15 protein-coding genes and 1 other annotated feature are annotated in these 14056 nt (G+C 38.5%); of the genes, 14 read left to right on the top strand and 1 reads right to left on the bottom strand.

Features of this window, described 5'->3' with window-relative positions; translation table 11 throughout:
* The first annotated feature begins 43 nt into the window (after positions 1-43).
* The 7 genes from FJN11_RS05405 to FJN11_RS05370 all read left to right on the top strand — a co-directional run bounded on the left by FJN11_RS05405 (position 44) and on the right by FJN11_RS05370 (position 5489).
* Positions 44-1303, top strand: a complete 1260-nt coding sequence (locus FJN11_RS05405) for a TRZ/ATZ family protein (protein WP_049551703.1) — start codon at positions 44-46, stop codon at positions 1301-1303.
* Positions 1304-1376: 73 nt separating this feature from the next.
* Positions 1377-1512, top strand: a sequence feature (ribosomal protein L10 leader region).
* Between the two features lie 38 nt (positions 1513-1550).
* Positions 1551-2051, top strand: a complete 501-nt coding sequence (rplJ, locus tag FJN11_RS05395) for a 50S ribosomal protein L10 (protein ID WP_045606104.1) — start codon at positions 1551-1553, stop codon at positions 2049-2051.
* Positions 2052-2123: 72 nt separating this feature from the next.
* Complete coding sequence (gene rplL / locus FJN11_RS05390) at positions 2124-2492, top strand: 50S ribosomal protein L7/L12 (protein WP_001196965.1); 369 nt, start codon at positions 2124-2126, stop codon at positions 2490-2492.
* 266 nt (positions 2493-2758) lie between these two features.
* Positions 2759-3802 (top strand): SPFH domain-containing protein, encoded by a 1044-nt coding sequence (locus FJN11_RS05385; RefSeq protein WP_049551704.1) that lies wholly within the window; start codon positions 2759-2761, stop codon positions 3800-3802.
* 305 nt (positions 3803-4107) lie between these two features.
* Complete coding sequence (locus FJN11_RS05380) at positions 4108-4395, top strand: hypothetical protein (protein ID WP_049551705.1); 288 nt, start codon at positions 4108-4110, stop codon at positions 4393-4395.
* Positions 4392-5033: a hypothetical protein gene (locus FJN11_RS05375; protein ID WP_140224252.1), complete on the top strand. Its 642-nt coding sequence runs from the start codon at positions 4392-4394 to the stop codon at positions 5031-5033. Before FJN11_RS05380 ends, FJN11_RS05375 begins: the two co-directional genes overlap by 4 nt.
* Positions 5034-5489, top strand: coding sequence for a hypothetical protein (locus FJN11_RS05370; RefSeq protein WP_049551707.1), 456 nt, complete (start codon positions 5034-5036; stop codon positions 5487-5489). It abuts the gene before it with no gap.
* Between the two features lie 134 nt (positions 5490-5623).
* Here the strand turns inward: FJN11_RS05370 and gdhA are convergent, their stop codons facing one another.
* Positions 5624-6970, bottom strand: coding sequence for an NADP-specific glutamate dehydrogenase (gdhA, locus tag FJN11_RS05365; protein ID WP_049551708.1), 1347 nt, complete (start codon positions 6968-6970; stop codon positions 5624-5626).
* A gap of 244 nt (positions 6971-7214) precedes the next feature.
* On the opposite strand from gdhA, the gene FJN11_RS05360 reads away from it, so the two are divergent.
* From FJN11_RS05360 to FJN11_RS05325, 7 genes are all read left to right on the top strand, one after another.
* On the top strand, positions 7215-8150 hold the full coding sequence (locus FJN11_RS05360; RefSeq protein ID WP_049551709.1) for a dihydroorotate oxidase: 936 nt from the start codon (positions 7215-7217) through the stop codon (positions 8148-8150).
* A gap of 32 nt (positions 8151-8182) precedes the next feature.
* Entirely contained in the window at positions 8183-9220 is a 1038-nt protein-coding gene (holA, locus tag FJN11_RS05355) for a DNA polymerase III subunit delta (RefSeq protein WP_049551710.1), read from the top strand.
* Between the two features lie 369 nt (positions 9221-9589).
* The gene (gene sodA / locus FJN11_RS05345; protein ID WP_049551865.1) at positions 9590-10195 is read left to right on the top strand and encodes a superoxide dismutase SodA; all 606 of its coding nucleotides are present in this window, start codon (positions 9590-9592) and stop codon (positions 10193-10195) included.
* A gap of 156 nt (positions 10196-10351) precedes the next feature.
* Positions 10352-10882: a YutD family protein gene (locus FJN11_RS05340; RefSeq protein ID WP_140224251.1), complete on the top strand. Its 531-nt coding sequence runs from the start codon at positions 10352-10354 to the stop codon at positions 10880-10882.
* A gap of 20 nt (positions 10883-10902) precedes the next feature.
* Entirely contained in the window at positions 10903-11988 is a 1086-nt protein-coding gene (gene rlmN, locus FJN11_RS05335) for a dual-specificity RNA methyltransferase RlmN (RefSeq protein WP_000804760.1), read from the top strand.
* Entirely contained in the window at positions 11988-12470 is a 483-nt protein-coding gene (locus tag FJN11_RS05330; RefSeq protein ID WP_125431039.1) for a VanZ family protein, read from the top strand. Before rlmN ends, FJN11_RS05330 begins: the two co-directional genes overlap by 1 nt.
* Position 12471: 1 nt before the next feature.
* Positions 12472-14013 (top strand): ABC-F family ATP-binding cassette domain-containing protein, encoded by a 1542-nt coding sequence (locus FJN11_RS05325; protein ID WP_140224250.1) that lies wholly within the window; start codon positions 12472-12474, stop codon positions 14011-14013.
* The last annotated feature ends 43 nt before the right edge of the window (positions 14014-14056 follow it).

The following is a 14056-nucleotide window of genomic DNA, read 5'->3' as shown; positions in this document are numbered from 1 at the left end:
AAAATTGTTCACTGTAAATTGTCTTTTAGAAAAGGAGCCTAGTATGAAAGTCTGTCAGCATGTAAATATTGTGACTTGTGACCAAGATTTCCATGTCTATCTTGATGGAATCTTAGCTGTTAAGGATTCTCAAATCGTCTATGTCGGTCAAGAGAAGTCAGAGATTTTAGAGCAAGCTGAGCAGATTATAGACTATCAGGGAGCCTGGATTATGCCTGGTTTGGTCAATTGCCATACCCATTCTGCTATGACAGGATTGAGAGGAATCCGAGATGACAGTAATCTCCATGAATGGCTCAATGACTATATCTGGCCAGCAGAGGCTGAGTTTACACCCGACATGACTACCAAGGCAGTTAAAGAAGCTCTGACAGAGATGCTCCAGTCAGGTACAACAACCTTTAACGATATGTATAATCCCAATGGTGTGGATATTGAGCGGATTTATCAGACAGTGAAAGATTCCAAGATGCGTTGTTATTTCTCGCCGACTCTCTTTTCTTCAGAGGCAGAAACAACTGCTGAGACGATAAGTAAAACTCGAGCAATTATTGAGGAAATTATTGGATATAAAAATCCAAATTTTAAGGTTATGGTAGCCCCTCATTCTCCTTACAGCTGTAATCAAGACTTGCTACAAGCGAGTTTAGACATGGCAAAAGAGCTAAATATTCCTCTCCATATCCATGTGGCGGAGACCAAGGAGGAGTCAGGAATTATCCTGAAACGATACGGCAAACGTCCTCTTGCTTTTCTAGAAGAACTTGGTTACTTAGATCATCCGTCTGTCTTTGCTCACGGGGTCGAATTAAACGAGAGAGAAATTGAACGCTTGGCAACTTCTCAAGTGTCTATTGCCCACAATCCTATCAGTAATCTCAAATTGGCATCAGGGATTGCTCCTATCATTCAACTGCAAAAAGCAGGAGTAGCGGTTGGAATTGCGACGGATTCGGTTGCCTCCAACAACAACCTTGATATGTTTGAGGAAGGACGGACTGCAGCTCTCCTTCAGAAAATGAAGAGTGGAGATGCTAGCCAATTCCCTATCGAAACAGCTCTCAAGGCTCTGACAATCGAAGGTGCTAAGGTCCTAGGAATGGAAAATCAGATAGGAAGTCTGGAAGTAGGTAAACAGGCAGATTTTCTCGTTATTCAACCACAAGGAAAAATTCATCTCCAACCCCAAGAAAATATGCTTTCTCACCTGGTTTATGCTGTTAAATCCAGTGATGTAGATGATGTTTATATCGCCGGAGAACAGGTTGTGAAGCAAGGTCAAGTCTTGACAGTAGAACTTTAAAAGAAAAATCAAAAAAATTTAAAAAAAGTTTGCAAAAATCTTGCATTCTTTTTTTGACTATGCTATACTTATATACGGTTTGAAAAAACTGCCTAAGACAGTAGGGGAGCTCGACTCATAAGTATCCTACCGAGGACAAAACGTATCATGTAAAAAGAAGCGTATTGTACTTTCGTGTCTAGGTTTGGGCGCGTTTTTCTTTTGGAAAAATTCCCCAAGCAAAATAATAACGGAGGTGAACACACTAATGAGTGAAGCAATTATTGCTAAAAAAGCGGAACTAGTTGACGTAGTAGCTGAAAAAATGAAAGCTGCTGCATCTATCGTCGTTGTAGACGCTCGTGGTTTGACAGTTGAGCAAGATACAGTTCTTCGTCGTGAGCTTCGTGGAAGCGAAGTTGAGTATAAAGTTATTAAAAACTCAATCTTGCGTCGTGCAGCTGAAAAAGCTGGTCTTGAAGATCTTGCATCAGTATTTGTTGGACCATCTGCAGTAGCATTTTCTAACGAAGATGTTATCGCACCAGCGAAAATCTTGAACGATTTTGCTAAAGACGCTGAAGCACTTGAAATTAAAGGTGGTGCAATCGAAGGCGCTGTCGCATCTAAAGAAGAGATTCTTGCACTTGCAACTCTTCCAAACCGCGAAGGACTTCTTTCTATGCTCCTTTCTGTACTTCAAGCGCCAGTGCGCAACGTTGCTCTTGCAGTCAAAGCGGTTGCAGACAACAAAGAAGACGCAGCTTAATCTTAAGCTACGCAGCGTAGCGTAGCTACGAAAATCTATTATAAATTTAAAACATATTTGGAGGAAATAACAATGGCATTGAACATTGAAAACATTATTGCTGAAATTAAAGAAGCTTCAATCCTTGAATTGAACGACCTTGTAAAAGCTATCGAAGAAGAATTTGGTGTAACTGCAGCTGCTCCTGTAGCTGTTGCTGCAGCTGGTGCTGCTGACGCTGGTGCTGCTAAAGATTCATTCGACGTTGAATTGACATCTGCAGGCGACAAAAAAGTTGGCGTTATCAAAGTTGTACGTGAAATCACAGGTCTTGGTCTTAAAGAAGCTAAAGAACTTGTTGATGGTGCACCAGCACTTGTTAAAGAAGGTGTTGCAACTGCAGAAGCTGAAGAAATCAAAGCTAAATTGGAAGAAGCTGGAGCTTCAGTTACTCTTAAATAATAGAGTAACTACATTAGTAGCTTAAAAACATGATTAAACCGCTATTCTTAGGAGTAGCGGTTTTTATTTTGGTTTAAAAAGGGGCAAAAAAGGGTCAAACTATTTATAAAGTTTCTCCAGGACATCAACAACTCATATAGGGGATTGCTCCAAAGATAATAATTTATAAGTATGAGTTGCCTTTTCAACAAAGGGGTTATATAATAGTAATATAGGTATGGAAGATTAATCTTATAATTTATAGTTTTCATTTTAGAGGAGAAAAGATGGCATTAAATTTGTTTGATGTTATTCGTTATGAAGGTGAAGATACAAGGAATATACTTGCTTGGAGACATCCTAAAACGAATATCAAGATAGGAGCAACTGTAATTGTAAACCCTGGTCAGTGTGCTGTATTGTTTTCAAATGGAAGAGCAGTAACTACTTATGATGCTGGTAAACATAAGATTGAAGGATATGATATTCAAGTAGTTTCAGGAATAAAAAACTTTCTAAGTGGAGGTATTTCGTCTGACTCATTGTTTTTGTGGTTTGTGAATATGTATGATTTACAACCGATTGGATGGGGAACTTCTTCTCCTATAATGGTTCGAGATCCAGAAAGTGATATTCCTGTAGAATTGAAAATACATGGAAATTTCATTCCTCGAATTGTAGACTTAGAAGCTTTTATATTAGAATTTATGCCAAGTCACCCCGATATTATAACAGCTCCTATTTTACAAAAACGGTTTAGACAAACTGTTAGTGGGTTGATTAGTTCAGCTATTTCACAAGTAATATACAACCATAAGATTCCAATTCTTGATATTGAGATGCACAGTTTTGATATGTCTGTTGCTTTGTCAGCTATTTTATCCAGCCATTTTTCTAAATATGGAATTAGTATTGAGGAATTTAACATTGAGGCTTTAAAGGTAAATCAGAATAGCAATGGATATAGAGAAATCTTTAAATTCCACAAGCAAATTTTGGAAGCCAAAAGCAAGCAGGCTGGTAGAGATATTGAAGAGTATACTTATCAAGAAGAGAGACAATTTGATCTTTTAGAAGAGGCAGCAAAAAATAATGATTCTGCAGGAAATCTAATGGGAGCAGGCGTGGAAATAGCTATGGGACTTTCCTTGGGAGCTAAATTTAGCAACTTGGTGGATCAGATTGAAGATAGGAATTCATTTGACAAAGATGTTAAACAGCATCAAACTGACCTCAAAGGAGAAACAGGCTTAGCTAAGTTTTGTAGCCAATGCGGGACTGCTTTTTTGGAAGGAGCAAACTTCTGTTCTAATTGCGGGCACGAAAGATAATTCAAATTATTGGAAAAATCATTTTTATATCAATCTAGTTTAAGTATTATCTTTAATCTTTGATTTTTTGTATTTTCAAATTTACTTTTGAATTTATTTGGGAAATCTGGGATTGCCAGAGTTTCCCTTTTTCTTAGAAATCTAAAACTAAGATCTTTTATTTCGTTTTTAGATCTTTCAAATTATGTAATTCTAAGTATGGAAATGTATGAATAAATACACCAATTCCCTGAAAGATATTAGGAAATCTTTTTAAAAGAGTAAGGGATTACTTAGACAAGTTCTATGACAAGAGGATATAGTAGATGTACCAAGTATTTCGTTTATTAAGTATACTTTTTATGGGATTGACAAGCGCAACGTTTTTTATTTCTTTATTGTTCGTAACTCTATTTTTAGTACATGGTAAGCCGATTTTCTCAATATTAACTCCTATTGTTTTCTCTTTATCGGGTTTCTTTTTGTCTTCCTTTGCATTTTATAGCTTTGGTGTTTTAGAAAATATAAAAATTAAAGTCAAAGCTTTGGATGAGATATATAATGGGAAAGCTCTTTATAGAGAATATATAGCAACTAGAGGAGAAGATAGGTGAAACAGTATATTAAGAATAATTGGGAAAAAGGCTTTCATTGGTTAATTTCAAATATAGTAATACTCTGTTTTGTAGTTTTATCACTTGCTATCTTTTCTATAGATGATGGACTAACTATCTTTATATTGAAAAATCTTGATTTTATAATTTTGGCAAAATCTATTGGAATTCCCGTTGTTATCAGTTTTTTATTTTTATCATTTCAGAATGTTTTCTTTTTACTAGTTGCTTTAATTATTTTATATTTATTTCGAGAAACAATTAAAGATTCCTTTTCCTTGAAGAAATTAAAACAGAAGAATTTACTTCAAATGCTTGTTTTAATCATTTTATCATCATTTTTTGAAGATGAAAAATCTAGGGAATGGTCTATTCGATTTCTATTTCTTTTAGCTCCGTGGTATTTGTTTAGTGTGATCTCAATATTGGTAATGACTTATCGTAAGTCAAAGAGAGAAGAGGAAGTTAAGAAACGAAATCAAATACAAGCTTTATTCACTTTATTTGAAAATCACCAGATTAACAAAAATACATATCCCGTTATTTGTCCATCATGTAGTGGTGAGAATCTGCTTGATCTAGGGCAAGGTAAATCATGTGATTATTGCGGTGCATGGTTATCTAGAAAGGAAATATAAATGAGACGCTATCGTTTAATCATTTCCAAGGTTGTTTATCCTATAGTATCTTTCATATGTATTCTTTCGGGCTTGAAATTTTATCAGTCCATAGATAAAGAAATAAGATGGTTATTAGGAAAAAAAGAAGGATTACTTCACGATTTCTACTTTATGTGGCTTTTAATAGTTACAATTTTGTTTGTTTTATTTTTCCTATTTTTGCTTATATCATCTTTTTTATTCTTAAAACAGCCACGAATGAAACAATATGACAAAGCTTTGATAACAGTTCTTAAGTTTGAAGAACAAGGTGAGGATGTTATTGAAATTAAAGGAAAAGAATTGCGAGATGAGTTATCTTATAAATTATCAGCAAAACGTGTTTATTGTCCTACTTGTCATAAGCCAACAGATGGAGTCATTGGAAGTGAATTGACCTGTGAAACTTGCAGTAAAACTTTTATAGTTTCTTGATTTTAAGATAATAGAAATGCTATTATCTGATAGCTATTTTGATATTGTTTCTAAAACCTAGCAAGTTTATTTTCTTTAAAATACAAAAAGCAACAACTGTCTAGCTGTTGCTTTTTGTTAACTTTTTTCAAGTATTAAACAATACCTTGTGCAATCATAGCATTTGCTACATTTTCAAAGGCAGCAATGTTAGCTCCTGCAAGGTAGTCTTTATCAAGACCGTATGTTTCTGAAGTTGTTTTAGCTGTGTTGAAGATGTTTGTCATGATGTCTTTGAGACGTCCATCAACTTCTTCACGAGTCCATGAGAGGCGAAGGCTATTTTGGCTCATTTCAAGGGCTGAAACGGCTACACCACCAGCGTTGGCAGCTTTGGCAGGTCCGTAGAAGATACCATTTTCTTTGTAAACTTTGATAGCATCAAGGTCGCTTGGCATGTTGGCACCTTCAGATACACAGATAACTCCTTGACCAACCAAGCGTTTAGCAGCTTCACCGTTGATTTCGTTTTGAGTAGCACATGGAAGAGCGATATCGTAGTTTCCAGCGTAAGTCCATACAGAACCTTCATGATAAGTAGCAGTTGCTTTCTCAGCTGCATACTCAGTCAAACGAGCGCGACGTTTTTCTTTAACATCAACCAAAAGATCGAAGTCGATACCATTTTCATCGATAACATAGCCGTTTGAGTCAGATACAGAGATTACAGTAGCACCAAGTTCAGTTGCTTTTTGAAGAGCGTATTGAGCAACGTTACCAGAACCTGAAATAACCACTTTCTTACCAGCAAAGCTGTTACCGTTAGCTTTGAGCATTTCTTCAGTATAGTAAACCAAACCGTAACCAGTTGCTTCTGGACGAATCAAGCTACCACCAAATCCAAGAGGTTTACCAGTCAAGACACCAGCATCAAATTGGTTAAGGCGTTTGTATTGACCGTAAAGGTAACCAATCTCACGTCCACCAACACCGATATCACCAGCAGGTACATCAAGTGATGGTCCGATGTGTTTTTGTAATTCAGTCATGAAGCTTTGGCAGAAGCGCATTACTTCAGCATCTGTTTTACCTTTAGGATCGAAGTCTGATCCCCCTTTACCTCCACCGATTGGAAGTCCAGTCAAAACGTTTTTAAAGATTTGTTCAAATCCGAGGAATTTTAAAATCCCTTGGTTTACAGTTGGGTGGAAACGAAGTCCGCCTTTGTATGGTCCAACAGCTGAGTTGAATTGAACACGGTAGCCACGGTTTACTTGAACTTTTCCATCACGGTCAACCCAAGGAACACGGAAAGAAATCACGCGTTCTGGCTCAGTAATACGTGCCAATATATTTTCTTCGATATACTCAGGGTGTTTTTCAAATACAGGTTCCAAAGTGTTGAAAAATTCTTCAACAGCTTGGAGGAATTCAGCCTCGTGCCCGTTACGAGCTTTCACAGTTTCAAACACGCTTTGGATATATTCTTTAGCAGATGTCATATCGTTCTCCTTAAATTCTAATTTAATTATGTGTGTCATTATAGCAGAAATTTTTTTAACTGTAAAGAGAAAAACAAAAATTTTCTAAAAATTCTTTCAATTTGATTTTTTGGGTTGTTTGAAATTGGAAATTTTAGAAAGTGGATAAAAAACGAACGTTTTTCTTATAAATGACTTTCTTGAAGAGAAAAGCTGAAAATATGGTATAATATTAGCAATAAAAGGAATCTGGAGGATCAGAATCATGGTATCAACGAAAACACAAATTGCTGGTTTTGAGTTTGACAATTGCTTGATGAATGCAGCAGGTGTGGCTTGTATGACGATAGAGGAGTTAGAAGGGGTTAAAAACTCAGCGGCAGGAACTTTTGTGACCAAGACTGCGACCTTGGACTTTCGTCAGGGAAATCCTGAACCACGCTATCAAGATATTCCCCTTGGTTCTATCAACTCTATGGGATTACCGAATAATGGCTTAGATTATTATTTGGACTATCTTTTGGATCTGCAGGAAAAAGAGCCGAACCGGACTTTCTTCTTATCTCTAGTCGGCATGTCTCCAGAGGAAACCCATACTATCTTGAAAAAAGTCCAAGAGAGTGAGTTTCGTGGTCTGACTGAGCTAAATCTCTCCTGTCCAAATGTTCCAGGTAAACCTCAGATTGCCTATGATTTTGAGACAACAGACCGGATTTTGGCAGAGGTATTTGCCTATTTTACCAAACCTTTAGGAATTAAATTGCCACCATATTTTGATATTGTTCACTTTGACCAAGCGGCAGCTATTTTCAATAAGTATCCTCTTAAGTTTGTAAACTGCGTCAACTCTATCGGAAACGGCCTATATATAGAAGATGAGTCCGTCGTTATTCGTCCTAAAAATGGTTTTGGTGGGATTGGTGGGGAGTACATCAAACCGACTGCTCTAGCGAATGTTCATGCTTTTTATCAACGTTTAAATCCTCAAATCCAAATCATCGGAACAGGTGGCGTTCTGACTGGTAGAGATGCCTTTGAACATATCCTCTGTGGAGCGAGTATGGTGCAGGTGGGAACTACCCTTCACAAAGAAGGTGTCGGTACCTTCGAACGTATTACCAATGAACTGAAAGCAATCATGGCGGAAAAAGGGTACGAGAGCCTAGAAGATTTCCGTGGGAAATTGCGCTATATTGACTAAATTCATTAAAAAATCAGAAGAAAGGAGAGAAGATGCTAGCTATTGAAGAAAGCCAGAAGTTGACTTTATCAAATTTACCCAGTCTGATCCTATTTACAGGGACAGACCAGGGCCAGTTTGAAGTTATGAAGAGTCAAGTGTTGAAACAGATTGGCTATGATTCTGCTGACCTTAACTTTGCCTACTTTGATATGAAAGAAGTAGTTTACAAGGATGTGGAACTGGAGTTGGTCAGCCTTCCTTTCTTTGCGGATGAGAAAATCGTGATATTAGATCATTTTGTCGATATCACAACTGCTAAAAAGCGCTTTTTGACAGATGACGAGCTCAAGTCGTTTGAGGAATACCTTGACAATCCTTCCCCAACAACCAAGTTGATAATCTTTGCAGAAGGAAAGCTGGATAGCAAAAGACGATTGGTTAAATTACTTAAGCGTGATGCCAAGCTCTTTGATGCAATAGAAGCTAAAGAACAAGAATTGCGCCAGTATTTCCAAAAGTGGAGCCAGAAAGAAGGTCTGCAGTTTACCAATCATTCTTTTGAAAATCTCCTTATCAAGTCGGGTTTTCAATTTAGCGCAATTCAGAAAAATCTCCTCTTTTTACAGTCCTATAAGGAAGACTCTGTTATCGAGGAAGAGGATATTGTTAACGCAATTCCCAAGACCTTGCAGGACAATATTTTTGATTTAACTCAGTTTATTCTGACTAAAAAGATGGACCAGGCGCGAGATTTGGTTAGAGACTTGACCTTGCAAGGAGAAGATGAAATCAAGTTGATTGCAGTCATGCTAGGACAATTTCGGACTTTTACTCAGGTGAAGATTTTGTCGGAGTCTGGGCAAACAGAAGCGCAGATTGCAAGTAGTCTAGGAAGTTTTCTCGGACGCAATCCAAATCCCTATCAGATTAAGTTTGCGCTGAGAGATTCAAGAGGACTTTCCTTGAGCTTTTTGAAACAAGTTATTTCCTACTTGATTGAGACAGATTATCAGATTAAAACAGGTCTCTATGAAAAGAGTTTCCTTTTTGAAAAGGCACTCTTACAGATTGCTAGTCAGGTAAATTGATATTTTTTTGAAACTACAACCCGCGTCAGGATTATCTTGTCGTGGGTTTCTTGCTGATTTGCTTGTTTTATACTCAATGAAAATCAAAGAGCAAACTAGGAAACTAGCCGCAGGTTGCTCAAAGCACTGCTTTGAGGTTGTAGATAAGACTGACGAAGTCAGCTCAAAACACTGTTTTGAGGTTGTAGATAAGACTGACGAAGTCAGTAACATACCTACGGCAAGGCGACGTTGACGCGGTTTGAAGAGATTTTCGAAGAGTATTATTAGAATATATTTCAGTGATTTCCTTATCTATAAGCAAAAAACTTGAAAAAAGTGAATGTTTGCGTTATCATTTTCATATAGAAAGAAAAAGAGGTATTACAGATGGCTATTATCTTACCAGATCTTCCATATGCATACGACGCTTTGGAACCATACATCGATGCGGAAACAATGCACTTGCACCATGACAAACACCATCAAACTTATGTCAACAATGCTAATGCAGCTCTTGAAAAACACCCTGAAATCGGTGAAGATCTTGAAGCCTTGCTTGTTGATGTAGAATCTATTCCAGCTGATATCCGTCAAGCACTTATCAATAACGGTGGCGGACACTTGAACCACGCTCTTTTCTGGGAATTGATGAGTCCTGAGAAAACAACTCCTTCAGCAGAACTTGCAGCAGCAATCGATGCAACATTTGGTTCATTTGAAGAATTCCAAGCGGCCTTCACTGCAGCAGCAACAACTCGTTTTGGTTCAGGATGGGCATGGTTGGTTGTCAACAAAGAAGGGAAACTTGAAGTGACTTCAACAGCAAACCAAGACACACCAATCTCAGAAGGTAAAAAACCAATCTTGGGCTTGGACGTTTGGGAACATGCATACTACGTGAAATACCGCAACGTGCGTCCTGACTACATCAAAGCTTTCTTCTCAGTGATCAACTGGAACAAAGTAGATGAATTGTACGCAGCTGCTAAATAATGATAGTTGGAGGGAAGAATTGTTCTTCTCTTTTTAAGGTTATATTATTTTGGTCTGACAAAATCGTCAGACTTTTTTCATTTTTATGAGAAACGTGCTAACTGCTAGAAATTATGGTAGAATAAAGTATTAAGTAATCGTGAAAAAAGGATATCTATGCGAAAAGAAATTGCACCTGAATTATACAACTATAACAAGTTTCCTGGTCCTGAGTTCCATTTACATGGGGAGAAGGTCGAAACGGAAGGGATAGCTTTTTCCTTGGTGGAAAATATCAAGGATGCCTTTGATGTGACGGCTTTTAATCAGCGTTTTTCAGAAGTCTTAACAAAGTTTGATTATATCGTGGGAGACTGGAGCAACGAACAGCTTCGCCTACGAGGTTTTTATAAGGATGATCGAACAGAAGAAAAACTTGAAAAAATCAGTCGTTTACAAGACTACCTTTTAGAGTATTGTAGTTATGGTTGTGCCTATTTTGTCTTATCAAATGAAGCCCCTAAGCGCGCATCATTTGATAAGAAAATGCGTAAGAAGGAAGAAGAACAGCCTTCTAGAAAAGGAAAGAAATCGGCTCAAACTAAACGAAAACCGAATGCAGATAAGAAAAATAGACGTCGTCAGAAAGACCAGCATTCTCAGAAAGAGGACAAGGGACAACGTCATTTTGTCATTCGTCAGAAGTGAGTAGAGAATAAGGAGAAGAAATGAAACCGTCAATTTATAGTTTAACACGTCAAACCATGCAGGAATGGGTTTTGGAGCAGGGAGAAAAGAAATTCCGTGCAGATCAAATCTGGGAATGGCTTTACCGTAAACGTGTTCAGTCATTTGAAGAGATGACCAACCTTTCCAAGGATTTGATTGCTAAGCTTAATGACCAGTTTGTGGTCAATCCCTTGAAACAACGTATCGTTCAAGAGTCTGCTGATGGTACTGTCAAGTATCTTTTTGAATTGCCAGATGGTATGTTGATTGAGACAGTACTCATGCGTCAACACTACGGTTTATCTGTCTGTGTGACCACTCAGGTCGGCTGTAATATCGGTTGTACCTTCTGTGCCTCTGGTTTGATTAAGAAACAACGTGACCTCAATAATGGGGAAATCGTAGCGCAAATCATGCTGGTTCAGAAATACTTTGATGAGCGTGGTCAGGATGAACGCGTCAGCCATATCGTTGTCATGGGTATCGGTGAGCCCTTTGATAACTACAACAATGTCTTGAATTTCGTCCGTACTATCAATGATGACAAGGGAATGGCCATCGGTGCTCGTCACATTACGGTTTCAACCTCAGGTTTGGCCCATAAAATTCGTGATTTTGCTAATGAAGGAGTTCAGGTCAATCTTGCCGTTTCCCTTCACGCACCTAATAATGAACTGCGCTCAAGCATCATGAAGATTAACCGTGCCTTTCCAATTGAAAAACTCTTTGCGGCTATTGAGTACTATATCGAAACAACCAATCGCCGTGTGACCTTTGAGTATATCATGCTCAATGAAGTCAATGACGGTGTAGAACAAGCCTTGGAATTGGCTGAATTGCTCAAGAATATCAAGAAATTGTCTTATGTCAACTTGATTCCTTATAACCCAGTTAGTGAGCATGACCAATATAGCCGTAGTCCTAAAGAGCGAGTCCTGGCCTTCTATGATACGCTTAAGAAAAAAGGGGTTAACTGTGTTGTTCGTCAAGAGCATGGTACTGATATTGATGCAGCTTGTGGACAATTGCGTTCTAATACAATGAAACGTGACCGCCAGAAGGCAGTCGCAGCAGTCAACCCTTAATGATGAAGAAGACTTATAATCATATTTTGGTCTGGGGAGTTATTTTCTATAGCATTTGCATTGTCTATTTTTGCTTTACTCCTCAAGAACATTCTCCCGTGGGAGTGGAAACTCCAGGTATTCAGCATCTTGGACGCCTGGTTTTTCTTTTGACTCCTTTCAATTCTCTCTGGAAACTAGGTGAAGTGAGTGACATTGGACAATTATATTGGATTTTTCTACAAAATATCCTTAATGTCTTCTTACTTTTTCCTTTGGTGTTTCAACTCCTTTATCTCTTTCCAAACTTGCGGAAAACAAGAAAAGTGATTTTTTTCAGTTTTCTTGTGAGTCTTGGAATTGAGTGTACGCAGTTGGTTTTGGATTTTTTCTTTGATTTTAATCGCGTCTTTGAGATTGATGATTTGTGGACCAATACCTTGGGTGGCTATCTGGCTTGGCTTCTCTATAAACAATTACATAAAAACAAGATAAGGAATTAAAATGAGTATTTTAGAAGTTAAAAATCTGAGTCACGGTTTTGGTGACCGTGCAATTTTTGAAGATGTGTCCTTCCGTCTCCTCAAGGGGGAACATATCGGTCTGGTTGGTGCCAATGGTGAAGGGAAATCAACCTTTATGAGCATTGTGACTGGTAAAATGCTGCCAGATGAAGGGAAGGTTGAGTGGTCCAAATATGTGACTGCTGGTTACTTGGATCAGCACTCCGTCCTTGCTGAAGGGCAGTCGGTACGCGATGTTCTCCGTACGGCCTTTGATGAGCTATTCAAAGCTGAAGTCCGTATCAATGACCTCTATATGGAAATGGCTGAAGACGGAGCGGATGTTGATGCTCTCATGGAAGAAGTGGGAGAACTTCAAGACCGTTTAGAGAGTCGTGATTTCTATACTTTGGATGCTAAGATTGATGAAGTAGCGCGTGCCCTTGGTGTCATGGACTTTGGCATGGATACGGATGTAACCTCTTTGTCAGGTGGGCAAAGAACCAAGGTGCTTTTGGCTAAACTCCTCCTTGAAAAGCCCGATATCTTGCTTTTGGACGAGCCGACCAACTATTTGGATGCTGAGCATATTGATTGGCTCAAGCGCTATCTCCAAAACTATGAGAATGCCTTTGTCCTTATTTCACACGATATTCCATTCCTCAATGATGTTATTAATATTGTCTATCATGTGGAAAATCAACAGCTGACGCGTTACTCTGGTGACTACTACCAGTTCCAAGAAGTCTATGCTATGAAGAAATCTCAGCTAGAGGCAGCCTACGAACGTCAGCAGAAAGAGATTGCCGACCTTAAGGACTTTGTTGCCCGAAACAAAGCGCGTGTTGCAACACGAAACATGGCCATGTCCCGTCAGAAGAAATTGGATAAGATGGATATTATCGAATTGCAAAGTGAGAAACCAAAACCATCATTTGATTTCAAACCAGCTCGTACGCCAGGGCGCTTTATCTTCCAAGCCAAGGATTTGCAGATTGGTTATGACCGTCCTCTGACCAAGCCTTTAAATCTTACCTTTGAACGTAATCAAAAGGTTGCTATTATCGGTGCCAATGGTATCGGGAAAACAACTCTCTTAAAATCTCTCTTAGGTATTATTCCACCAATTGCTGGGGAAGTTGAACGCGGTGACTACCTAGAACTTGGTTATTTTGAACAGGAAGTAGAAGGTGGTAATCGCCAAACCCCACTAGAGGCTGTCTGGAATGCCTTTCCGGCCCTCAACCAAGCAGATGTCCGTGCAGCCCTTGCCCGTTGTGGTTTGACAACCAAGCATATTGAAAGCCAAATTCAAGTCTTGTCAGGTGGGGAACAAGCAAAAGTGCGTTTCTGTCTCTTGATGAATCGTGAAAACAACGTTTTAGTGCTGGACGAGCCGACCAACCACTTGGATGTGGATGCCAAGGATGAACTCAAACGTGCTCTCAAAGAATACAAGGGGTCTATCCTTATGGTCTGCCACGAACCAGACTTCTATGAAGGCTGGATGGACCAAATCTGGGATTTTAATAATTTAACTTAAGAATGAGAGTAAAAGAAATACAGTACCGAATGTGGATACTGTA

Source organism: Streptococcus symci, from assembly GCF_006385165.1.
Lineage (GTDB): Bacteria > Bacillota > Bacilli > Lactobacillales > Streptococcaceae > Streptococcus > Streptococcus symci.
This window is presented reverse-complemented; position numbering and strand designations above follow the sequence as displayed.

Coding starts and splice junctions, on each gene's coding strand:
- FJN11_RS05405 (WP_049551703.1), top strand. CDS start 44: ATGAAAGTCTGTCAGCATGTAAATATTGTGACTTGTGACCAAGATTTC.
- rplJ (WP_045606104.1), top strand. CDS start 1,551: ATGAGTGAAGCAATTATTGCTAAAAAAGCGGAACTAGTTGACGTAGTA.
- rplL (WP_001196965.1), top strand. CDS start 2,124: ATGGCATTGAACATTGAAAACATTATTGCTGAAATTAAAGAAGCTTCA.
- FJN11_RS05385 (WP_049551704.1), top strand. CDS start 2,759: ATGGCATTAAATTTGTTTGATGTTATTCGTTATGAAGGTGAAGATACA.
- FJN11_RS05380 (WP_049551705.1), top strand. CDS start 4,108: ATGTACCAAGTATTTCGTTTATTAAGTATACTTTTTATGGGATTGACA.
- FJN11_RS05370 (WP_049551707.1), top strand. CDS start 5,034: ATGAGACGCTATCGTTTAATCATTTCCAAGGTTGTTTATCCTATAGTA.
- gdhA (WP_049551708.1), bottom strand. CDS start 6,970: ATGACATCTGCTAAAGAATATATCCAAAGCGTGTTTGAAACTGTGAAA.
- FJN11_RS05360 (WP_049551709.1), top strand. CDS start 7,215: ATGGTATCAACGAAAACACAAATTGCTGGTTTTGAGTTTGACAATTGC.
- holA (WP_049551710.1), top strand. CDS start 8,183: ATGCTAGCTATTGAAGAAAGCCAGAAGTTGACTTTATCAAATTTACCC.
- sodA (WP_049551865.1), top strand. CDS start 9,590: ATGGCTATTATCTTACCAGATCTTCCATATGCATACGACGCTTTGGAA.
- FJN11_RS05340 (WP_140224251.1), top strand. CDS start 10,352: ATGCGAAAAGAAATTGCACCTGAATTATACAACTATAACAAGTTTCCT.
- rlmN (WP_000804760.1), top strand. CDS start 10,903: ATGAAACCGTCAATTTATAGTTTAACACGTCAAACCATGCAGGAATGG.
- FJN11_RS05330 (WP_125431039.1), top strand. CDS start 11,988: ATGATGAAGAAGACTTATAATCATATTTTGGTCTGGGGAGTTATTTTC.
- FJN11_RS05325 (WP_140224250.1), top strand. CDS start 12,472: ATGAGTATTTTAGAAGTTAAAAATCTGAGTCACGGTTTTGGTGACCGT.